At 54.0% G+C, this 20,812-nt stretch carries 18 protein-coding genes; 5 read left to right on the top strand and 13 right to left on the bottom strand.

Features of this window, described 5'->3' with window-relative positions; translation table 11 throughout:
• The 3 genes from NP596_RS02735 (at nucleotide 1) to NP596_RS02725 (ending at nucleotide 2,704) form a co-directional block, all read left to right on the top strand.
• Nucleotides 1–930, top strand: coding sequence for a diguanylate cyclase (locus tag NP596_RS02735; RefSeq protein ID WP_256613680.1), 930 nt, complete (start codon nucleotides 1–3; stop codon nucleotides 928–930).
• Between the two features lie 81 nt (nucleotides 931–1,011).
• Nucleotides 1,012–1,716, top strand: a complete 705-nt coding sequence (locus NP596_RS02730) for a sulfite exporter TauE/SafE family protein (RefSeq protein ID WP_256613679.1) — start codon at nucleotides 1,012–1,014, stop codon at nucleotides 1,714–1,716.
• A gap of 19 nt (nucleotides 1,717–1,735) precedes the next feature.
• Nucleotides 1,736–2,704 (top strand): sigma-54 interaction domain-containing protein, encoded by a 969-nt coding sequence (locus NP596_RS02725; RefSeq protein WP_256613678.1) that lies wholly within the window; start codon nucleotides 1,736–1,738, stop codon nucleotides 2,702–2,704.
• A 114-nt stretch (nucleotides 2,705–2,818) separates the two neighbouring features.
• Here the strand turns inward: NP596_RS02725 and NP596_RS02720 are convergent, their stop codons facing one another.
• The 10 genes from NP596_RS02720 to smc form a co-directional block, all read right to left on the bottom strand.
• Nucleotides 2,819–3,571, bottom strand: a complete 753-nt coding sequence (locus NP596_RS02720) for a PP2C family protein-serine/threonine phosphatase (RefSeq protein WP_256613677.1) — start codon at nucleotides 3,569–3,571, stop codon at nucleotides 2,819–2,821.
• A gap of 5 nt (nucleotides 3,572–3,576) precedes the next feature.
• On the bottom strand, nucleotides 3,577–4,320 hold the full coding sequence (gene pdxJ / locus NP596_RS02715; RefSeq protein ID WP_256613676.1) for a pyridoxine 5'-phosphate synthase: 744 nt from the start codon (nucleotides 4,318–4,320) through the stop codon (nucleotides 3,577–3,579).
• 56 nt (nucleotides 4,321–4,376) lie between these two features.
• A complete protein-coding gene (gene recO, locus NP596_RS02710; RefSeq protein WP_256613675.1) occupies nucleotides 4,377–5,078 on the bottom strand; it encodes a DNA repair protein RecO in 702 nt (233 codons plus the stop codon).
• Nucleotides 5,079–5,081: 3 nt separating this feature from the next.
• Entirely contained in the window at nucleotides 5,082–5,969 is an 888-nt protein-coding gene (gene era / locus NP596_RS02705) for a GTPase Era (protein WP_256613674.1), read from the bottom strand.
• Complete coding sequence (gene rnc / locus NP596_RS02700; protein WP_256613673.1) at nucleotides 5,969–6,649, bottom strand: ribonuclease III; 681 nt, start codon at nucleotides 6,647–6,649, stop codon at nucleotides 5,969–5,971. The genes era and rnc overlap by 1 nt, the downstream gene beginning before the upstream one ends.
• Nucleotides 6,646–7,023: a DUF4845 domain-containing protein gene (locus NP596_RS02695; RefSeq protein WP_256613672.1), complete on the bottom strand. Its 378-nt coding sequence runs from the start codon at nucleotides 7,021–7,023 to the stop codon at nucleotides 6,646–6,648. The genes rnc and NP596_RS02695 overlap by 4 nt, the downstream gene beginning before the upstream one ends.
• Nucleotides 7,024–7,053: 30 nt before the next feature.
• Nucleotides 7,054–7,830, bottom strand: coding sequence for a signal peptidase I (lepB, locus tag NP596_RS02690; RefSeq protein ID WP_256613671.1), 777 nt, complete (start codon nucleotides 7,828–7,830; stop codon nucleotides 7,054–7,056).
• 14 nt (nucleotides 7,831–7,844) lie between these two features.
• Complete coding sequence (lepA, locus tag NP596_RS02685) at nucleotides 7,845–9,644, bottom strand: translation elongation factor 4 (RefSeq protein WP_256613670.1); 1,800 nt, start codon at nucleotides 9,642–9,644, stop codon at nucleotides 7,845–7,847.
• A gap of 65 nt (nucleotides 9,645–9,709) precedes the next feature.
• Nucleotides 9,710–10,408, bottom strand: coding sequence for a cell division protein ZipA C-terminal FtsZ-binding domain-containing protein (locus tag NP596_RS02680; RefSeq protein WP_256613669.1), 699 nt, complete (start codon nucleotides 10,406–10,408; stop codon nucleotides 9,710–9,712).
• A complete protein-coding gene (gene smc, locus NP596_RS02675) occupies nucleotides 10,408–13,908 on the bottom strand; it encodes a chromosome segregation protein SMC (protein ID WP_256613668.1) in 3,501 nt (1,166 codons plus the stop codon). Before smc ends, NP596_RS02680 begins: the two co-directional genes overlap by 1 nt.
• Before the next feature lie 275 nt (nucleotides 13,909–14,183).
• Here smc and NP596_RS02670 point away from each other — a divergent pair, with 275 nt between their 5' ends.
• On the top strand, nucleotides 14,184–18,074 hold the full coding sequence (locus tag NP596_RS02670) for an EAL domain-containing protein (RefSeq protein ID WP_256613667.1): 3,891 nt from the start codon (nucleotides 14,184–14,186) through the stop codon (nucleotides 18,072–18,074).
• On the opposite strand, the gene NP596_RS02665 is transcribed toward NP596_RS02670, so the two are convergent.
• A complete protein-coding gene (locus NP596_RS02665; protein ID WP_256613665.1) occupies nucleotides 18,071–18,337 on the bottom strand; it encodes a hypothetical protein in 267 nt (88 codons plus the stop codon). The two genes, NP596_RS02670 and NP596_RS02665, sit on opposite strands and share 4 nt — an antisense overlap.
• Nucleotides 18,338–18,459: 122 nt before the next feature.
• Here NP596_RS02665 and NP596_RS02660 point away from each other — a divergent pair, with 122 nt between their 5' ends.
• On the top strand, nucleotides 18,460–18,972 hold the full coding sequence (locus NP596_RS02660; RefSeq protein WP_256613664.1) for a ribonuclease domain-containing protein: 513 nt from the start codon (nucleotides 18,460–18,462) through the stop codon (nucleotides 18,970–18,972).
• Here NP596_RS02660 and draG read toward each other — a convergent pair.
• Entirely contained in the window at nucleotides 18,969–19,856 is an 888-nt protein-coding gene (gene draG, locus NP596_RS02655) for an ADP-ribosyl-[dinitrogen reductase] hydrolase (protein WP_256613663.1), read from the bottom strand. The genes NP596_RS02660 and draG overlap by 4 nt on opposite strands.
• Nucleotides 19,857–19,869: 13 nt before the next feature.
• Nucleotides 19,870–20,679 (bottom strand): NAD(+)--dinitrogen-reductase ADP-D-ribosyltransferase, encoded by an 810-nt coding sequence (locus NP596_RS02650; RefSeq protein WP_256613662.1) that lies wholly within the window; start codon nucleotides 20,677–20,679, stop codon nucleotides 19,870–19,872.
• Between the last annotated feature and the right edge of the window lie 133 nt (nucleotides 20,680–20,812).

Here is a 20,812-nt window from a genome sequence, read left to right as displayed (position 1 = left end):
ATGGACAATAAAACCGATCACACCATTCTCGCAGTCGACGACAGCCCGGAAAATCTCGATTTGATTAAAAACATCCTCGAACCGCATTACTCGGTAAAAGTCGCTCCCAGCGGCCAACTGGCATTGCATATCGCCCGCGGCCAACAACCTGATTTGATTTTGCTGGATATCATGCTGGACGACATTAACGGTTACGACATTTGCCACCAGCTTAAATCCGATGATGGCACGCGCAATATTCCGGTCATTTTTTTAACGGCCAAACGCTCGGAAGCCGATGAAGTGCAGGGATTTAAAATCGGCGGTTGCGATTACATCACCAAGCCCTTTTCGCCGGCCATTGTGCTGGCGCGGGTAAAAACCCAGATACAACTCAAAGCCAAGACCGATCTGTTGGAAAAGCTAGCCTCTCTGGACGGCTTAACCGAAATCCCGAATCGGCGCGCGTTCGACTCGGCCCTGGAAAGACAATTCAATCAGGCCAAACGCATCGCCAGCCCGCTTTCGCTGATGATCGTGGATATCGATAATTTCAAGATGTTTAACGATCAATACGGCCATCCCGTGGGGGATGAATGTTTACGGCGGGTGGCAAATGCCTTTGTCAGCCATACCCAACGCCCCGAAGATTTGGTTGCCCGGCTGGGCGGCGAGGAGTTTGCGATTCTGTTGCCTAATACCGACAACATGGGCGCCGTCATGCGCGCGGAACAGTATCGGCTTGCCGTGGAAAATCTTAAGATCCATCACGCCAACAATAGCGAACTGCCGTACGTTACCGTTTCCGTTGGCGTCAGCACCATCATTGCCAACGCCGCCGACCACTTTAGCGGTTTGATGCAAGCGGCCGACGACGCCCTGTATCGGGCCAAAAAACAGGGGCGGAACCGGGTTTGTTGCGAAAACCTGTCCCCCCACCGGCCCCTTTGACGTAGCGCCGCCATTCCTAAAAGCCAATATCCGTTTATAATTCGGAGCCGTGGCCACAGCCTTTTTTAAATTTTCCCGGTTATGCACCTTTATTTAGATTTCAATGCCTCTTATCTGGCCGCGTTTTTTATCGGCTTATTCAGCAGCTTGCATTGCATAGGCATGTGCGGCTCCATCATAGGCACCTTGACCTACAGCCTAAGCCAGGAACTCAGAAACAACAAACGCATACTGTTCAGCATCGTCCTCAGTTATAACCTGGGCCGGATTGCCAGTTATGCCATCGCCGGCGCGGTAGTCGGCTTTCTCAGCCTGCCCTTCACGGAAGGTCAGGCCCACCGCATTTTGCAACTGGCATCGGGCGCCATCATGGCCAGCGCGGGCCTTTATATCGGCGGCTGGTTTCCCCGTTTTGCCTATATCGAAAAAATAGGCTCGCGCTTTTGGAAATTGATAGAACCCTTCGGACGCCGGTTGATCCCGGTCAAAACCCGCACCCAAGCCATATTGTTCGGCATGGTCTGGGGCTGGCTGCCCTGCGGCCTGATTTATACCGCCCTGGCCTTGGCGGCTACCACCGGCAACGTCGTGCACAGCTCCATGACCATGCTGGCTTTTGGATTAGGCACTTTACCTGCCGTGGTTGGAGTCGGTATAATGACCTCATTATTGGCCAGGCTTTCCAAAGCCAGGCGCTTCAAGCAAGTAGTGGGCATCTTATTTATTATTTTTGCCTTACTGGCCGTTTTCCCATGGCTTAACCCGATGCGTGTTGAACACATCTGACGTTTGAGAGGTTTTTACAGTGGATAATTTCAGTTCTATTATTGGTCAATCCCCTGCTCTGGAAGCATTGATACGCAGCGCCCGCATGGTGGCCGCGACCGATGTGACGGTTTTAATCAAAGGAGAAACCGGTACGGGAAAGGAAGTCCTGGCCAGCGCCATTCAAAAAGACAGCCCCAGGGCCAACAAACCCTTCGTCACCCTCAACTGCGCCGCCTTGCCCGAAGGCTTGGTGGAATCCGAAATTTTCGGCCATAAAAAAGGCGCATTTACCGGCGCCACTTCCGACAAACAAGGCTTGTTTCAAGCCGCGGATGGCGGCACTCTGTTTTTGGACGAGATCAACTCTCTACCGCTAACCATTCAGTCCAAGCTGCTACGTTTTTTAGAATCCGGCGAATGCCTGCCGGTCGGCGGCACCAAGCCTTATCACGTCAACGTCCGCGTGATTGCGGCCACCAACTCCGATTTGGCAAAACAAATCGAAGCGGGCGAATTCCGCCGCGACTTATATTTTCGCTTGAATGTCGTTCCGCTCGAATTGCCGGCCTTGCACGAACGCAGCGAAGATATCGAAATTTTGGCCAAACATTTTTTCGCGCACTTTTCCGAAGCCCATTCGCTACAATCGCCCACTTTCAGCAAACAAGCCCTTAAAGCCCTTCGCACCCACAAATGGCCGGGCAATGTCCGCGAATTACGCAATTTGTGCGAACGTCTGAGTATCTTGCTGGCCGGCCGAGTGATCGAACCTGAAAACCTGCCGCATGAATTCACCCACGGCAAGGAAAACGCCGGCGGCACAGCCACGGTGACCGACTTCAGATTACCCGAAACCGGCCTGCAACTGGATGCCTTGGAAGCCAACATGATCCATCAAGCCCTGGCCCGCACCAACGGCAACCGCAGCAAATCAGCCCGCCTGTTGGGCATTTCCAGAGATACCTTGCTGTACCGCATCCAAAAACACGGTTTGGCAACTCATTAAACCTGTCCCGAGCTTGCGGAGACAGGCTCCGCAACTTTTCTAAAAAACCTATCGTTTTCGTAACTATTTAACGTTGGTTGGTCGCCAGCCGAAACCCAGCGCATCGGCCGACACTCACTGGGTAATGACGCGTTTTCTCACCCACTGCACGGTACAGTTATCGCTCTTGCCCTGTGCCCGCAAGATGGTCATTTGCGCCATCTTCTTTAGTTCGCTCTTACCGCTGGCCGGCTGGGACAACTGTAAAAATTCCTGTTCTTTTATGCATTCCCAAAAACCGTCGCTGCAAAGAATAAAGGTTTCCCCCGATTGCATGGCGGGGAAAACCTGAATGTCCACCATGGGCGCGCTCAACACATTAATACTGCGGGTCAGCTTGTTTTGTTCCGGATGTATACCCATTTCCCACTCGCTGATTTTACCCTCGTCAAATAGCTGCTGCGTCAAGGAGTGATCTTTAGTCCGCCAAAGAACTTGCGCGGGATTGAGGCGATAAATGCGCGAGTCTCCGCAGTGCGCGGTAACGACCTGCGTATCGTCCAGATACAAAATCGCGCCAGTCGTATGCGCATCGGCCGCAAAGGGATCATTGCCGAACAACTCCCGCATGCGGTTGACCGCCGCCGCTATCCATTCCCGCACGCCTTGTTCGGGCTGCCGTATGATGCGACTCTGAAATGCCTGAGCCTGTTCGATCAGGCCGCGGCAAAAAAACTGCGACGCTTTCTCGCCCGCCTGATGCCCGCCCAGCCCGTCCGCCACCACGAATACCGCATAATCGGCGCAGACCCGGTGGGCCATGCAATCCTGGTTGATTTCCCGGTCGCCGACCGCGGACAATTGATAAAATTCCAGTTCTGTCTGCATATCTTTTAACTGTGCAAACGCGCTTCCCGCATCACCTGCTTCAGGTCCCGCACCGCTTGCGCCAGCCCCGAAAATACCGCTTGAGCAATAATGGAATGCCCTATATTTAATTCCCTAATCGGCGCTATCCGGCATATCGGCGCCACGTTGAGCGCAGTTAAGCCGTGCCCGGCGTTGACCTGCAAACCCGCCTGAAAAGCATGCTCCGCCGCGTGCCGAATACGTTCCAACTCCAGCATTTGTTCGGCCGGCGTTTGCGCATCCGCATAGCGTCCGGTATGTAACTCGATGACCGGCGCCCCGGCTTCCACAGCCGCATCGATCTGTGCAAGTTCGGGGTCGATAAATAACGATACTTCCACGCCCGCCGCCGCCAGAGATTGGCAAGCATCCCGCATTTTTCGCGGCGCGGCCAGCACATCCAGGCCGCCTTCGGTGGTCAATTCCTCGCGGCGCTCCGGCACCAGACAACACGCTTGCGGTTTGACCCGCAGGGCAATCTCGATCATGGCGTCGGTAACCGCCATCTCCAGATTCAATTTGCTGTGCAGCATATCCTTCAATAGGTAAATGTCCCTGTCCTGGATGTGGCGCCGGTCTTCCCGCAAATGCGCGGTAATGCTATCGGCCCCGGCTTGTTCGGCCACCAGCGCGGCCTGGATAGGCTCCGGATAACGGGTACCCCGGGCTTGGCGCAATGTGGCCACATGGTCGATATTCACACCCAATAAAATAATTTGTTTTTCCATACCTGTTTAATGTCTACATGGCTATATAAAATGTAATCCGGTCTTTCGTCGTTCGCCTACAAATATTTAATCATCTTTGCCAGCACCTCGCGGCTTTGCAATGGCTTGCCTTGCAAATGCGCGTCCAACATCGTTCGCAAAAACTGTTTGGCCTCCGCTAATGCGGCTCCCGGTAGCGGCGCTTTGATACTTAGCGCTTGTAGACTGGCTCCGCTGATACAGCCCCCGACATCTTCGACCAATCCGGCATTTGGCTGAAAGCTGTAACGTCTACGGCTATCGACCGGCCGCTGGTTTCGATCGACGGCCAGTTCCACGCCATATCCGCATGCCTCCAGTATTTCCAGCTCAAAATAGCGTAAAGTCTGTTCAATGTTCAAGCCTTTGCACAATTCGTCCAGACAAGTTTGATAGCCGGCAAATAATTCGGGGTGCGGGTCATGCCGAAACAAAAACCGCTGCAACAGTTCATTGAGATAAAAACCGCAATACAGGGCTAGCCGCTGCGGCGCGTAATGGCGGACAAATTCCGCCCTAGTCAGGAGCTTTAGCTCGTTTTTATCCAGATAGGAGATCTGTATTAAGGTAAAAGGCAACAACACGCCCGCCAGTTTCGATTTTTCCTGGCGGACGCCTTTGGCCAAGACGGAAACGATGCCGAAATCGCGGGTATAAACCTCCAATAACTGGCTGGTTTCGCGATAAGGCCGGTGCTGTAAGATGAATGCCGGCTGCAGGTAGACAGCGGATTCTCTCATGGTTTATTCGGTATCGGTAAAACCCAAACCGTGCAGGGCGCGCTCGTTATCCGACCAGCCTTTTTTCACTTTTACCCACAATTGCAGATAGACTTTTTGACCGATCAGTTTTTCGATATCCAGCCGGGCCTCGGTACCGATTTTTTTCAGCATCTCGCCTTGCTTGCCGATCACAATGCTTTTTTGGCTGCTGCGCTCTACCCAGATATTGGCATAGATTTTACAGAGATCGGGATGCTCTTCGTACAGCTCGATTTCCACCGTCATGGCGTAGGGCAATTCGTCGCCCAATCGGCGCGTGAGCTTCTCCCGCACGATTTCAGCGACAAAAAACCGTTCCGGCCGGTCGGTGATTTGATCTTCGGGATAAATCGGCTCCGCTTCCGGCAACAATGCCATGATCTGCTGTTCCAACACATCCAGATTGGTACTTTTCAACGCCGAAACCGGCACGATTTGTTCAAAGGGATACTTCTGTTTGGCTTCGGCGAAAAAGGCCATTGCCGTTTGCTTGTCCTTGATCTTATCGATCTTGTTGACTACCAGAATCACCGGCAAGCCCGCGGCCTCCAGCTTTTTGAAAATCCGCTCGTCGTATTCGTGCCAGTACAATCCGTCCAACACCCACACCACCACGTCCACGCCCAGCAAGGTGCTATCGGCGGTTTTATTCAGATAGCGGTTCAAGACCCTTTTCTCGTCGCTGTGCATGCCCGGCGTATCCATGAAGATAGCCTGACCCGCTTCGCTGGTTTTGATACCCAGAATCCGGTGCCGGGTGGTTTGAGGTTTTCTGGAGGTAATGCTGAGCTTCTGGCCCAGCAAATGGTTCATCAAGGTCGACTTGCCGACATTCGGCCTACCGATTAACGCGACATATCCGCAGTTCATTAGTCCTGATCTTCTAAAAGAATTAACATGCTTTCCGCGGCGGCCTGCTCGGCCTTCTTACGGGAAATTCCAACGCCATGCGTGAATTCGGAGGTAATCGGCACACTGCATTTAACCTCGAAAGTTTGCGCATGATCGGCACCGGACATGCCGACCAACTCGTAAACGGGCAGTTCTTTTTTACGGGCCTGCATCAATTCCTGCAAGCGGGTTTTGGGATCTTTGTTCCAACTATCCAGCTTGATCCCGGCGAATTTTTCGGCAAATAAGTTCAAGATCCACTGCCGGCAAACATCCACGCCGCTGTCCAGCAGTATCGCGCCCATGATAGCTTCCAAGGCATCCGACAGAATCGAATCGCGCCGAAAACCGCCGCTTTTCAATTCTCCGGAACCCAGAATCAAGTAATCGCCCAAATTGTGCTGCCTGGCCAATTCGGCCAGGGACGTCTGATTGACCAGACTGGCCCGCAACCGGCTCAACACGCCTTCGCCCACGCCGGGGAATTGCGAAAACAACCTTTCGGCCACCACAAACCCCAGCACCGAGTCGCCGAGATATTCGAGTCGTTCGTTATTATGGGCTCCGGCGCTACGGTGGGTTAATGCGGTTTTAAACAATTGGGGCTGACTAAAAGTCAGCCCCAGCTTTCTGGCCAGTTCTTCAGGTTTTTTAATCACTTCCCACCAGCTTCAAATCCTTCATGAAACTCAACCAATACACTTAAATTGCCCATCATGGGTTCGACGCGCTCGTAATCGATGTCCACTTTGACATAGCCGGGCTGCGCCTGTATGTGGATGTCATCCGTCGTTACGTACTCGACATAATTCATATCGAAGCGTTTCATCAAACTGCTCAGAATCTCCGCTCTGGATTTACTGGTAATATCGGTAGTGTTCTCCACCGCATCCAACGCATTAACCACTTTGCTGTGGTTAAAATAGATGGGACCGATTTTCAGCACCAGCATGGTAAAAAATGCGATCAAACCCAACAATAAAACCAATGAAATAAAGGTTAACCCTTGTTGTTTGTAAGGCGATGTCTGCATACCGGTCTCCCGCTTCGATTTAAATTTGGTTTATTCCAGAATAGTGCCGATTCGGTCAAAAGCAATGCCCTTGTTTTGCCAGTCCCAATTCATCCAGATGAAAAAGGCCTTGCCCACTAAATTGGCTTCCGGCACGGTGCCCCAATACCGGCTATCGTTACTGTTATCCCGGTTGTCGCCCATCACGAAATACTGGCCAGGCGGCACCACAAACACATCTTCCACGGTAGGCACGCCGGGGCTGATCAAAATCGAATGCTTGACGCCGGTCAAATCCTCTTCCAGACGTTCGGCGCCGGTCATGGTCATGCCTTGGCCCACGCCTTGATAACGGCCCAGCGAGGTATTGGCAATCGGCTGGCCGTTCACATACAGTTTTTTTCCGAAGTAAGCGATCCTGTCGCCCGGCAGGCCGATCACCCGCTTGATGTAATCCACGCTGGGCTGCTTGGGAAAACGAAATACCACGATGTCGCCGCGTTCGGGCTCGCCCATCTCGATGACTTTATCGTTCAACACCGGCAGGCGCACGCCGTAGGTGAATTTATTCACCAAAATAAAATCGCCGATTAATAATGTCGGCATCATCGAGCCGGATGGAATCCGGAACGGTTCCACCAGAAAAGACCGCAACAATAAGACGATCAACACCACCGGAAAGAACGAGCGGGCGTATTCCACCAACAACGGTTCCTTGTCCACCGGGTAAGGTTGATGGGCATATTTTAAATACAACCAGTAACCGCCCCAGACAACGCCCGTCACAAACGTGGCTATCACCAGAAAAAAAGAAAAATCGTAATCCATAAGTTTTACTGCCGTTATTCTTTATTAACCTGCAACACCGCCAGAAACGCTTCCTGCGGAATCTCGATACTGCCCACCTGTTTCATGCGCTTTTTGCCCGCTTTTTGTTTTTCCAACAATTTTTTCTTCCGGGTAATATCGCCACCATAACACTTGGCCGTGACATTTTTACGCATGGCTTTTACCGTCGAGCGGGCAATGACTTTTGAGCCTATCGCCGCCTGAATCGCTACTTCATACATCTGCCGCGGTATCAGGTCCTTCATTTTTTCGACCAGATCGCGGCCGCGATTCTGGCTGAGATCGCGATGGACGATGATAGACAAGGCGTCGACTTTATCGCCGTTGATCAATACATCCAGCTTCACCAATGGTGCCGGCTCGAAGCGCAGGAATTCGTAATCGAACGAGGCATAACCGCGGCTGACAGATTTCAGGCGGTCGAAGAAATCCAACACCACCTCGCTCATCGGCAACTCGTAATTCAGCGACACCTGAGCACCGGCATATTGCATGTTTTTCTGCACGCCGCGTTTTTCGATACACAGATTGATCACATTGCCCAGATATGCTTGCGGCACCAGGATATTCGCCAAAATGATGGGTTCGCGGATTTCCACAATAGTGCCGACATCGGGCAGTTTGGCGGGGTTGTCCACCATAACCACTTCGCCGCCGTGGGTTTCCACCTCGTAAACCACCGTCGGCGCGGTGGTGATCAGGTCGATATTATATTCGCGCTCCAGCCGTTCCTGGACGATTTCCATGTGCAGCATGCCCAGAAAGCCGCAGCGGAAACCGAAGCCGAGGGCCTGCGAGGTTTCCGCCTCGTAATTCAAGGCGGAATCGTTTAAACGCAATTTATCCAGGGCTTCGCGCATGTCGCCGAAATCGTCGGAACTGACCGGATACAAACCGGCGAATACCCGCGGCTGGACTTTTTCGAAACCCGGCAACGCCGAGGCGGCCGGATTATCGGTTGCGGTAATGGTATCGCCGACCGGGGCGCCGAAAATATCCTTGATACCGGCCACCATAAAGCCCACTTCTCCGGTGTTCAACTGCTGCTTCTCGAATTGCTTGGGCGTATACACGCCCAACTTTTCCACCGAAAAAGACTTCCCGGTCGACATCACGGTAATCTTTTGTTTTTTGCGCAAGCTGCCGTTGACGATGCGCACCAGGGACACCACGCCCAGATAATTATCGAACCAGGAATCGATGATCAGCGCTTGCAAGGGTTGATTCTGGTCGCCCTGCGGCGGCGGTATTTTCCGGATCAATTGATCCAGCACCAATTCGACGCCGACGCCGGTCTTGGCGCTGATTTTTAGCGCTTCGTCGGCCGGAATGCCGATGACATTTTCGATTTCCTCCATCACCCGCTCGGGTTCGGCGGAGGGCAAATCGATCTTGTTCAACACCGGCACCACTTCCAATCCTTGTTCGATGGCGGTATAGCAGTTGGCCACGCTTTGCGCTTCCACGCCTTGCGCGGCATCCACGACCAGCAACGCCCCTTCGCAGGCCGCCAGGGACCGCGACACCTCGTAGGAAAAATCCACGTGGCCCGGCGTATCGATGAAATTGAGTTGATAAACCTCGCCGTCGCTGGCTTTGTAATCCAGCGTGACGCTTTGCGCTTTAATCGTGATGCCCCGTTCGCGCTCCAAATCCATGGAATCCAAAACCTGGGCCTCCATTTCCCTGTCGCTTAAGCCCCCGCAAATTTGAATGAACCGATCCGCCAATGTCGATTTGCCATGATCGATATGGGCGATGATAGAGAAATTTCTGATATGTTTTTGATCCACTTACTGACTACTAAAGTTAAACTGAAAAGAGGGCAATGCGCCCTCGCCAGGCATAGGTTGATTGATTATCGGGCCAGCATTTGCCGGAATTGCGCGATGGTTTCGGCGGTTAGCGGCTGCCTTTGATTGTCCCAGACCACGCCGTCCAGTTCCATTGCCAGCGTATCGATGGTTTCGATAAAGTCGTCGAATACCGCCAACGGCTTATCCACCTCGCGCGGCTGCATGTAAAATACGATACCCGGGCAATAAAACTCATCCAGATGGGTATCGGGAAAAGTGCCGGGCTCGATCATGCTGGCAACGGCAAAATCCACCAAGCGGTTTTTATCGATGCGCTCGAAAACTTTTACGCTACCGTACACCAAGCCGACATGTTCGAAGGCATCGAACAGGTCTTCGCCGTTGAAGCCTTCGTCGGCGCGCGCAACCAGACTGAATTCGATCAGCGCCGGGTACGCGGTTTTGGACTGGCCTTTTACGGCATCCGGTTTGGCCGATTCTTTAGGGACGGGTTTGATGGATTCGTCGTCGAGCAAGCCGTCGCCGTCGACCACATCATGCGACGGAAAAATGTCCATTTCATCGTCGTCTTCTTCGACTTCAAAGTCGTCGATCAGCCGATCGCTGTACTCGGAATCGTCAAAATAATCGCCGGCTTCGCGGCGTTCGCGCAGCGATTTAAAGAAATGCCACAACAGCATGCCGATCATTACCAGCATGCCGATCAAAATAATCACGACTCTTAATAATTCTTTATCCATTAGCTTTCCGCCATGCTCACTGCTTCTTCGATATCGACCGCCACCATTCTGGACACCCCAGGCTCTCTCATGGTAACACCTGCCAAATGTTTTGCAATTTCCATTGTGACTTTGTTATGTGAAATGTATAAAAACTGTACGCTGGCGGACATGTCCTCCACCATCTTGGAAAACCGCACCACGTTGGCGTCGTCCAACGGCGCATCCACTTCGTCCAGCAGACAAAACGGCGCCGGGTTCAGTTCGAAAATCGAAAACACCAAGGCCACCGCCGTCAAGGCTTTCTCGCCGCCGGACAGCAAATGAATCGAACTGTTGCGCTTGCCGGGCGGCCGGGCAATGATGTTGACGCCGGCTTCCAGCACATCCTGATCGGTCAGCTCCAGATAAGCCTGGCCGCCGCCGAACAGCCTTGGAAACTTTTCCTGCAAGCCGCTATTGATTTTGTCGAAGGTTTCCCGAAAACGCTGGCGGCTTTCCCGGTCGATTTTGCCGATGGCTTGGTCCAACGAATTTAACGCCTCCATCAAATCGTCATGCTGCTCCGTCAAAAACTTCATGCGTTCGGATTGGGTTTTGTATTCCTCGATCGCGGTCAGATTGATGGAGCCCAACCGTTCAATCTGTTCCGCCAGGTCGTCCACCCGGCTTTTCCACAGCGATTCCTTGGCATCGGCCCGCAGGTTGGCCAAGATTTGCCGGGGATCGGCATCCGCCTCGCTCAATTGCTCGGCGACGGTTTGCTGGCGTACCCGGCTGTCCTGCTGCTCGAAACGCACCTTATCCAACGCTTCTTTCTGTTTTTCCAGCTCGCGCTGGGTGTTGGAATAAAGCTCCGCCAGCTGGCTGACGCTTTGCTCGCTGGCCTGCTGCGCCTGCCGTTCGGCCGCCAGTCCGGCTTCAAAAGCCTGTTTCTTCTCCAGCAACTGCTCCAGCAACATTTTCTCGTCGTCCAGCGGCAACAAGCTGAATTCCAATTTATGTTCCAGCTCGGCTATCCGGTCGGCGGATTGTTGATGTTGAATTTGCAGGCGCTCGATTTGCTTGGCGGTCAAGCCTTCCGAAGCCTTTAACGATTCGATCTGCGCATGCAGACGCTGCAAGTGTCGGCGCGCTTCATCCACCGACGCATCGGTGTCCTGCTGTTGCGACTGAATTTGCCGGCTTAATTGCTCCAATTGCATTTTCTTGTCACCCAGTTCGCCTAAAGCCAATTCGGCATCCTGTTTGATCAGTTCGGCTTCGGACATGCTTTCGGCATTTTCGGCCAGATGCTGGCTGATTTCCTCGATTTCATGATCCAGCTGTTCCAGACGGCGTTTTTGCTGCTCGAAACGGGCGGACTGGGCGCTGTATTCGGCGCTCTTGGCGGAATATTCGGCGCTCAATAATTTTTCTTGGCTCTGGTGTTGCTCGCGATTGGCTTCGGCGGTTTTTAAAGCCTGTTCGCTGTCCGCCAATTGTTGCTCGTCTTCGCCAATTGCCGTTTGCAATTCGGATTGCAAATGTTTCAATTCGCGCAGTTCTTTTTCCCGATGCAGCACGCCGGCCTTGCTGTCACTGCCGCGACTTATTTTGATCCAATCCTTACCTAACCAAGTGCCATCTGCCAATACCACCGATTCGTGCGCCAGCAAGGTCATTTGCCGCGCCTGCTGTAGCGTATCGGCGCAATAAATCCCGCTTAACAGGCTGGACAAATCCCAACGGCTGCGCAGTTTGCCGGCCAAGCCGGCGGCAGCCGCCGAGACGCCTACATCCGCAGGATGCGTTTCGAATACAATTAACGATTGCTTGTTGAGTTCCTGCAGCTCGGAAAGGATACTGTCGGCACTGTCGACGCAAATCGCTTCCAGATAGCTACCCAACACTGTTTCCAGCGCGGTCTCCCAACCTTCTTCCGCTTCCAGAAATTCGGCCAGACGCGGCTGTTGTTCCAGGCCGACTTGCTCCAGCCAAGCCGCCAGATCTTTTTTGTCTTTGCCCATGGCATGTTGCTGCAACAATTCCAAGGAACTGATTTTACCGTTCACTTTTTGCAATTGCGCGCGACGGTCGTGCAACTGATCATGCAATTGCTTGATTTCCGGACGCAAGCCGGTAATCCGTTGCAATACATCCTCTAACTGCTGTTGCAACCGGGCGCGTTCGGCTTCGATCAGCTCGATGCTGCTTTCCAGGGTTTCCAACTCGAATTGCAACTGGGCCTCGGCCAAACCGCCACGCTCGCCTTGCAATTTATCCAGCCGGGTTTGCAGTTGACGGTTTTGATTTTCCAATTGAATCAACTTGGTACGCTGCACCTCGGCCTGTTCCCGGTAACCGGCGTTTTCGGCCAAAAAAGCTTCCCATTGTTGTTGCCACTGTTGCTTTTGCAACTGCGCATCCTGCTGTATACCCAGCAAGTCTTCTTCGCGCTCCTTGGCAACAATCAAAGTCTCCTCGGCTTCCATCAAGGTTTGGCGAATCTCCTCCAGCTGCTGCCTGTCCAGCTCGCACTCGGTGTGCGCCTGTTCCGCCTGCTGTTTCAGCCGCTTGATTTCCAGCAGGGTTTCTTCGTGGCTTTTTTCGCTATGTTTGATCGCCTGCTCCAGCCGGCTGACTTCGCCCACCACGGCATAATAGCCGGCCTGCGTGCTATCGAGCTGTTGCTGTTGGGCTTTCTGCTCGCCGCGTTTCAGCTCCATGGCTTTTTCGGTATCGCGCAACAGCACGAACAAACGATTGTGCTCGGCGGCAATACCCTGCAACTTGTCTTCCAATTGCTGGGCATGTTGTTGAAAGTTTTGCCAGCGCATGGCCAGCAATTCTTGCTTGTACTGGCGCTCCTGTTTTTTGAGTTCGGTATATTTCTCGGCCTTTTCCGCCTGCTTGGCCAGATTTTTGATTTGCTTTTCCACCTCGTCGCGCAAATCGTCCAGCCGCTCCAGATTCTCGCGGGTGTGGCGCATACGGGTTTCGGTTTCCGAACGGCGCTCCTTGTATTTGGAAATGCCGGCCGCTTCCTCGATATGTACCCGCAAGTCTTCCGGCTTGGCTTCCACCATGCGGGATATGGTGCCCTGTTCGATGATGGCATAACTGCGCGAACCCAAGCCGGTGCCCAGAAACAGGTCGGTAATATCCTTGCGCCGGCATTTGGAACCGTTCAGCATGAACTGCGATTGGCCGTCGCGGCTGACCTGGCGTTTAATCGAAATGGTGGCGTATTGGGCGTATTCGCCGCCAGCCTTGCCCTCGCTGTTGTCGAACACCAATTCCACCGAGGCCATGCTGACCGGCTTGCGCCCTGAGGATCCGTTGAAAATCACGTCGGCCATATTGCCGCCGCGTAAATGTTTGGCGGAACTTTCCCCCATCACCCAACGCACCGCGTCGATGATATTGGATTTGCCGCAGCCGTTCGGCCCGACGATAGCGGTCAAATTGCCGCTAATCGGTATGCTGGTAGGATCGACAAAGGATTTGAAACCCGAAAGTTTGATTTTTTCCAGTTTCATAACTGGCTATATACGCTCAAGACCGTTTACAAAGCCGACTATTATCGTCGATAAGCACACTTTTTTGGAATGGATTTTGATTTGCGCGCTCAAATCGGCACACATCAGCCGGCGGAGACGGTTCCGGCATTGCAAAAACCCCCACCCCGGCGCAATTTGACCGGCCAAATTGAAATCGACTTCGGATTCACGCACTTTTAGTATGGCGAACGCTAGCAAACTTGGTATATTTGTAAGCCAAATCTTACACGAGGTTGCGCCATGGCCCAGCATCTATGAACAAAATTACCAAGCAAATGCTGCTCGCTTGGACAATGCTGGGCCTTGGGTTGCTGACCGCTGCTTGCGGCAGTTGGTGGGCAAAACAGGCTATCGATGCCGATGCGCTGCACCAGTTTGCCTTCACCTGCGACCATGTGGTCTTAAAGATTCAGGAGCGGCTGGAGACCTATGCCATGACGCTGCGCGGCGGGGCCGCCTTGTTCGATGCCTCGACCTCGGTAACCCGCCACGACTGGCAAGTATTCACCGAAGCCTTGCGCACCCGGGATAATATTCCGGGCGTACAAGGCATTGGCTTTGCCGAGGCGATTGCTCCGGACCGATTGGCCGGCCATATCGGCCGCATTCGTGGCGAAGGCTTTCCGGATTACCGAGTCCACCCCGCCGGCGAACGCTCCGGCTATAGCGCCATCATTTACCTTGAACCGTTCCGCGGCCGCAATTTACGCGCCTTCGGCTACGACATGCTCTCGGAGCCGGTAAGGCGAAGCGCGATGGAGCAAGCCCGGGATACCGGCCAAGCCGCGTTGTCGGGCAAGGTCAAACTGATTCAGGAGACGGACACGGAAATCCAGTCGGGCACCTTGATGTATGTACCCGTTTACGGTCGGGATATGCCGCGCGCCAATGTGGAACAACGCCGAAAAGCCTTGATAGGCTGGGTATATAGCCCCTACCGGATGAATGACCTGATTTCCGGCATCCTGGGCGACTGGCAACCGCGCGACGACCGGGTTATCGGCTTACGAATCCATGACGGCAACCGGGACTCGCCGGACAACCTGCTGTTCGCCAGCCGGCAAATAACCGCCTCGGACCCTATCCGCTTGCAACAGCGCCGCCTGATCGATTTTAACGGCCGACAATGGCTGCTAGTATTCGATCAGTTCGACGGCCCTTTTCATATCAGCCATGCGCCGGCCTGGGCCATCCTGTTGGGCAGCATTACGTTCAGCGGCCTGCTTTTTAATCTGATGCGCGCCAAGATGCTTAGCCAAGTTACCGCCACCCGCATGGCTGACGATTTGACGCGGAAAATCCGCCACCGGGAACAATTGCTCAAGGAGAGCGAATATCGCTGGCACTTCGCCCTGGAAGGTTTGGGCGACGGGGTTTGGGATTGGGATCTGGCCGACAACCGGGTGTTTTTTTCCAAACTCTGGAAGGAAATGCTCGGCTTCGGCGAAGACGAAATCCGCGACGGCTTTGAAGAGTGGGAAAACCGCATACACCCCGAGGACAAGGCCGACATCCTGGCTGCGGTGCGCGCCTATCTGGACGGTAAATCCCAGTCCTACGCTAAGGAACATAGGCTGCGGCACAGGGACGGAAGTTGGCGTTGGATATTGACGCGCGGCGTGGTGGTCGGCCGCGACGCCGACGGCAAGCCGTTACGCATGATAGGCACGCATCTCGACATCACCGAACGCAAGCGCATGGAACAATCCCTGAGCTTTCGGCAATTCAGCCTGGACCATGCGGGAGAGGAATTGTTTTGGCTGGACCGGGATGCCCGCATCCTGGACGCCAACAAAACCGCCTGCCAGAAGCTGGGATACAGCCACGAGGAATTGTGCCGGCTGAGCATTGCGGACCTCGACCCCTATTACCCCATTGAGCGGTGGCCGGAGCATTGGCGGGACTTGAAACTCAACAAAAGCCTGCGCTTCGAATCCGCCCATAAGCGTAGCGACGGCACGATTTTTCCGGTGGAAATAGTCGCCAACTACTTCGAGTACGACGGCAAAGAGTTCAATTGCGCACTGGCGCACGATATCAGCGAGCGCAAGCAGGCGGAAGAGACCTTGAAAGCAGTACAGTCCCGGCTTGAATTTCTGCTTAAATCCACCCCCGCCATCATTTATGCCCGCCGCGCGTCGGGTAGTTACGACACAACCTTCATAAGCGAGAATGTCGGCGCGCAACTGGGTTATCGGCCCGGGGATTTTATCGGCGAAACCGGATTCTGGTTGAACCGGATTCACCCGGAAGATCGCGCCAGGGTGTTGGCGGACCTGCCGCGGGTGTTGCACGCCGGCTCCCACAAACAGGAGTACCGCTTCCTGCATAAAGACGGCGGATACCGTTGGATGCATGACGAACTGGTACTGATTCGCGATAGTGAAGGCAAGCCCTTGGAACTGGTCGGCTACTGGTCCGACATCACCGACCGCAAAAAAGCCGAGGATGAGTTGCGCATCGCCGCCGCCACCTTCGAAACCCACGAAGCCATCATGATTACCGATGCGATGGCCAATATCCTGCGGGTGAATCAGGCCTTCGAGCAAATCACAGGCTTTACGGCGAATGAAGTGATCGGCGGAAATCCGCGGATTTTGAGCTCGGGGCGGCACGATAAAACCTTCTATCAAGCCATGTGGAACCAGCTGCTTAGCGTCGGAACCTGGGAAGGCGAGATTTGGGACAAGCGCAAGAACGGGCAAATCTACCCGAAATGGTTGACCATTACCGCGCTGAAGGACAACCGCAACCAACCCACCGAATACGTGGCCATTTTTACCGACATCACCGAGCGCAAACAGGCGGAAGAAGAAATCCGTAATCTGGCTTTCTACGACCCTTTGACCAAATTACCCAACCGCCGCCTGCTGCTCGACCGTTTGGATCTGGCGCTGATGGCATCGGAGCGCAGCAGGCAATACGGCGCGCTGCTGTTCCTGGATATGGACAAATTCAAATCCCTCAACGACACCTTGGGCCATAACATCGGGGACTTAATGCTGATCGAAGTGGCCGAACGCATCAAAACCGGTATTCGCGAAGTGGATACCGTGGCGCGGTTCGGCGGCGATGAATTCGTGGTGCTGTTCGAGGACCTCGGCGACACGACCGAGGAAGCCTCCCAGCGCATAAGTCTGGTTGCCGAAAAAATCCGCGCCTCGCTGGCCATGCCGTTTCAATTTCAGATGCATGTGCACATCAGCTCGCCGAGCATAGGCGTAAGCTTGTTTCAGGGCCACGGGCTCGCTGCCGACGACGTGATCAAACAAGCCGACATTGCCATGTACCACGCCAAAAACAGCGGCCGCAACCGGGTCCATTTTTTCGATCCGGCTTTACAGCATTCCGTGGAATGGCGCGCGGCCATGGAGTCGGATTTACGCAAGGCCTTATCCCATCGGCAATTGCAACTGTATTATCAAATCCAATACGACAACCGGGGCCGGCCTTTCGGCGCGGAAGCCTTGTTGCGCTGGCTATACCCCGAGCGGGGCACGATTTCGCCGGCCCAATTCATTCCGATAGCCGAGGAAACCGGCTTGATACTGGATATAGGCCTCTGGGTGGCCGAAACCGCCTGCCGGCAATTGGCGATGTGGCGTCACCACGGCGCCACCCGCAATCTGATGCTGGCGATCAATGTCAGCGCCCACCAATTCATGATGCCCGACTTTGTCGAGTCCATAGCCAACATCGTCCGGGCGCACGCCATCGAGCCGGAGCGCCTGAAACTGGAGTTGACCGAAAGCGTGATTCTGCAAGATATCGACGACGTGGTGAACAAAATGCTGGCCTTGCAAACGCTCGGTATTCGTTTATCCCTGGACGATTTCGGCACCGGATATTCGTCGCTGTCTTACCTGAAACGGCTGCCCATCGATCAAATAAAAATCGACCAAAGCTTTGTGCGGGATATTGCGACCGACGCCAACGATGCGATGATGGTCAAAAACATCATCGACATCGCCTTGAATTTCCAACTTAATGTGATCGCCGAGGGCGTTGAAACCGAACAACAGTTTCAGTTTTTGCAACAAAACGGCTGCATGGCTTACCAAGGCTACTTTTTCGGCAAGCCTTTACCGATCGATGAGTTTGAAGCGCAATTGCGGCCGCAAACCCGGCTCACGCTGCAAACTTAGGCCCATTGCACGATCAGCGCCTTGAGTTCGGCGGCATCCTCCGAGCCCGGGGCGGCGTTTTGCATGCGTAGCTCCAGTTTTTCCGCATATCTTGCGGATGCCAAACCCTTTTTGACCAAGGCATAATCCTGGATCAGGCCGTCGATTTCATACCAGTCGGCGTCCGATATCGCGGCTTTCTCTTCGGCCGCCGCCGTGCGCGCCCAACCATCGATATCGCCGGCATATTTTTTAAAAATCGCTATTTTTCCCGTGGTGATCATGTTTCCCCTCTTGTTTGCGGTAGCGGCGGCATGCATTTTTGCGCGGCATACTTGCCGACGCCCAACGCGTAAACTACATTTAGACCCAACCCGTTTTATGCTTACCCATTGGAGAATCTATCATGCCAGGCCCCGTCACGACTACTTTTCGAGATATTCTGGAAGAACAACATGGCTTGCGCCGGCAAGGCATGCTGGGGCGAGGCGGCGGCATGGGCAACGCCTTGTTTTCCATCGATTACGACTGCCTGCCGCCGGAAGCCCGGCAAACCATCGCCTTGATCATCTCGAACGGACCGTTTCCGTATCCGGTGAAAGACGGCAGCAATTTCGGCAATAACTTCGGCGACCTGCCTTCCGGACAATATTACGAATACACCGTGCCCACGCCCGGCGTCACCAACCGCGGCAAGCGTCGCATTGTGGCCAGAAGAACCACGGCGCAACTGTTCTTTACCGCCTGCCATTACGAAAGGGTGGCCGTGCAAGGCGGCAGCAAGGACCAACGTACCACGGCGCGCGAACAAGCCACGCTGGCGGAAGATGCGGAATGGCGTAACGGTTTTTACATCATCACCGGCATGTCGCTGGACTTAAGAAATCAAATTTCGGCGGCCATAAAAGCCAAAGGCTAAACACCCATATCCTCGGCGTATTCGACCAGCCCCCGCGCCTGCCGCCGCAACTGTTCCGCAACAGCCGGTTCCAGCTGCGCCAGCCAACGCCGAGGTATTTGCTCCCATCCGTATGCCGCGCCCGCCAGCATCCCCGCCAAGGCGCCGGTAGTATCGGCATCTCCGCCCTGGTTAACCGTGGCGATCAGGCATGACTCGAAATCACCGGTAGTAAAAAAATAATGCAGCACCGTCTGCAGCGTATCGACGATGTATCCGCCGGCCTTGCCCGGGTAGGGAGCATAGGCAAATTCGCCGAATTGACCGATTAGCTTATCAATTTCCGGTTTACACTCCGCCACCGTCTCCCCTTTGATCAATCCGCCCGCCATCCGGCCTAAAGCCAACGTCGCCGCATCGGATAATGGATGATGATGCGTCAGGCGGGCCTGCTGCAAGGTCCAGGTTTCAAAGCTAGTCGGACTATACAGCGTTGCCAACACCACCGGCAGATTGCGCATGCAGGCGCCGTTGCCGGCCTCGTCGGCTTGCGGCCGGCCTTGCAGAATGCCGCTATCGCGATAACGCAAAATACCGCGCCGGCAGGTATTGCCGACATCCGGCGGATTGCTTTCCAGCCAGGCGACGAATTTATCGGCAACGGCGGTTAAATTCCAGCCCTGTTGTTCGAGAATAGCGTCCCCAATCGCCAGGGACATTTGGGTATCGTCGGTAACCTGTCCGGCTTCCAACCCCAACCAACCGCCGCCTATCATTTCGGTGTGCACACCATGGCGTTTTTGAATTTGTCTGGGCGACAAAAACTCCACTGTCGCACCCAGCGCATCGCCGCAAGCGAATCCCAGATAAGCGCCCAGCGCCCGATTCAACAATTGCTTATCCATCGCATAGCCTCGCTTAACGCTGTACTTTGACCCGATAATCGCCGCCTATCACCAAATATTCGGCTTCGCCGTGCAGGGCGTGGTGGGGCAGCAATTCGTTAAAAAAAACCAGCTTCACCACCGGCACTTGCACCTCCAGAATATAGGCTCCAAATTCGCTGGCGATATTGCGCTGGTCGGTAAAGGACACCAGACTGTTAAAGCACACTATTTTTTGCGTTTTGTCGACATCCGCCGCCACACTGTAATCATCCAGGTTATCGACCCCGCGATACAGGGTTTTATGCCGGGCGGCCGGTATCCGAAAACGCTCTACCACCCACTGGCAATATTCGTACAGCAAATCCAGCTGCATAAAAATACAGTTGTTGTGATAGCGGTTGTTCATCTTTTCCTCGATATAGACCAGCCAGTTTTTGTCCATGAAACCGTTCAACGGCTGCTTGTGAAAATTGGGAAACAAACCGAAGCGACTTTCCACCCAGCCTTTAAATACCGCCCCTTGGGCGTTGTTCGAGTCCAGTCCCCAGTCCTGAATCAAACGCAAATAGCTGCTGCGAAAACGCCGCCGGCCTTGTTTATCCAGGCCCAGACGCTGTTCGGCCTCGAAGCCGAATACCACGCACATGTAATCCTGGAACACCTGTCCGCAGGCGGCCAAAGTACGCTGTTGGGCCAGTTTTTCGAATAGGCCGGCCGCGGCTTCCCGGGTGCCGGCTATATGCAGGGCTTGCGGATTTTCATTGAATAACGGACTTGCCATGCACGAGGTTGCGATACCGATCAGGTTGGTACTGTGAGCGTAGCGGGAAATGGCGGACATCGTCTGTTCAAATACCCAAACAAAAAAGCGGAATCTTCACACTAAATTCATGATTTAGCCAGCCCAGGCCACTAAACTGGCATTTTTGCGTTATCCCGGCAAACTGTAAGGCATCAAACCGATCAGGAAACGA

The sequence above is a fragment of the Methylomonas rivi genome, assembly GCF_024505165.1.
Taxonomy (GTDB): domain Bacteria; phylum Pseudomonadota; class Gammaproteobacteria; order Methylococcales; family Methylomonadaceae; genus Methylomonas; species Methylomonas rivi.
This window is presented reverse-complemented; position numbering and strand designations above follow the sequence as displayed.

Bases quoted from the DNA above. Each gene is read 5' to 3' on its own strand.
- NP596_RS02680 (WP_256613669.1), bottom strand. From the start codon at position 10,408: ATGGATAAAGAATTATTAAGAGTCGTGATTATTTTGATCGGCATGCTG.
- NP596_RS02730 (WP_256613679.1), top strand. From the start codon at position 1,012: ATGCACCTTTATTTAGATTTCAATGCCTCTTATCTGGCCGCGTTTTTT.
- lepB (WP_256613671.1), bottom strand. From the start codon at position 7,830: ATGGATTACGATTTTTCTTTTTTTCTGGTGATAGCCACGTTTGTGACG.
- NP596_RS02695 (WP_256613672.1), bottom strand. From the start codon at position 7,023: ATGCAGACATCGCCTTACAAACAACAAGGGTTAACCTTTATTTCATTG.
- NP596_RS02670 (WP_256613667.1), top strand. From the start codon at position 14,184: ATGAACAAAATTACCAAGCAAATGCTGCTCGCTTGGACAATGCTGGGC.
- draG (WP_256613663.1), bottom strand. From the start codon at position 19,856: ATGGATAAGCAATTGTTGAATCGGGCGCTGGGCGCTTATCTGGGATTC.
- smc (WP_256613668.1), bottom strand. From the start codon at position 13,908: ATGAAACTGGAAAAAATCAAACTTTCGGGTTTCAAATCCTTTGTCGAT.
- NP596_RS02720 (WP_256613677.1), bottom strand. From the start codon at position 3,571: ATGCAGACAGAACTGGAATTTTATCAATTGTCCGCGGTCGGCGACCGG.
- era (WP_256613674.1), bottom strand. From the start codon at position 5,969: ATGAACTGCGGATATGTCGCGTTAATCGGTAGGCCGAATGTCGGCAAG.
- pdxJ (WP_256613676.1), bottom strand. From the start codon at position 4,320: ATGGAAAAACAAATTATTTTATTGGGTGTGAATATCGACCATGTGGCC.
- NP596_RS02735 (WP_256613680.1), top strand. From the start codon at position 1: ATGGACAATAAAACCGATCACACCATTCTCGCAGTCGACGACAGCCCG.
- NP596_RS02665 (WP_256613665.1), bottom strand. From the start codon at position 18,337: ATGATCACCACGGGAAAAATAGCGATTTTTAAAAAATATGCCGGCGAT.
- recO (WP_256613675.1), bottom strand. From the start codon at position 5,078: ATGAGAGAATCCGCTGTCTACCTGCAGCCGGCATTCATCTTACAGCAC.
- NP596_RS02660 (WP_256613664.1), top strand. From the start codon at position 18,460: ATGCCAGGCCCCGTCACGACTACTTTTCGAGATATTCTGGAAGAACAA.
- NP596_RS02650 (WP_256613662.1), bottom strand. From the start codon at position 20,679: ATGTCCGCCATTTCCCGCTACGCTCACAGTACCAACCTGATCGGTATC.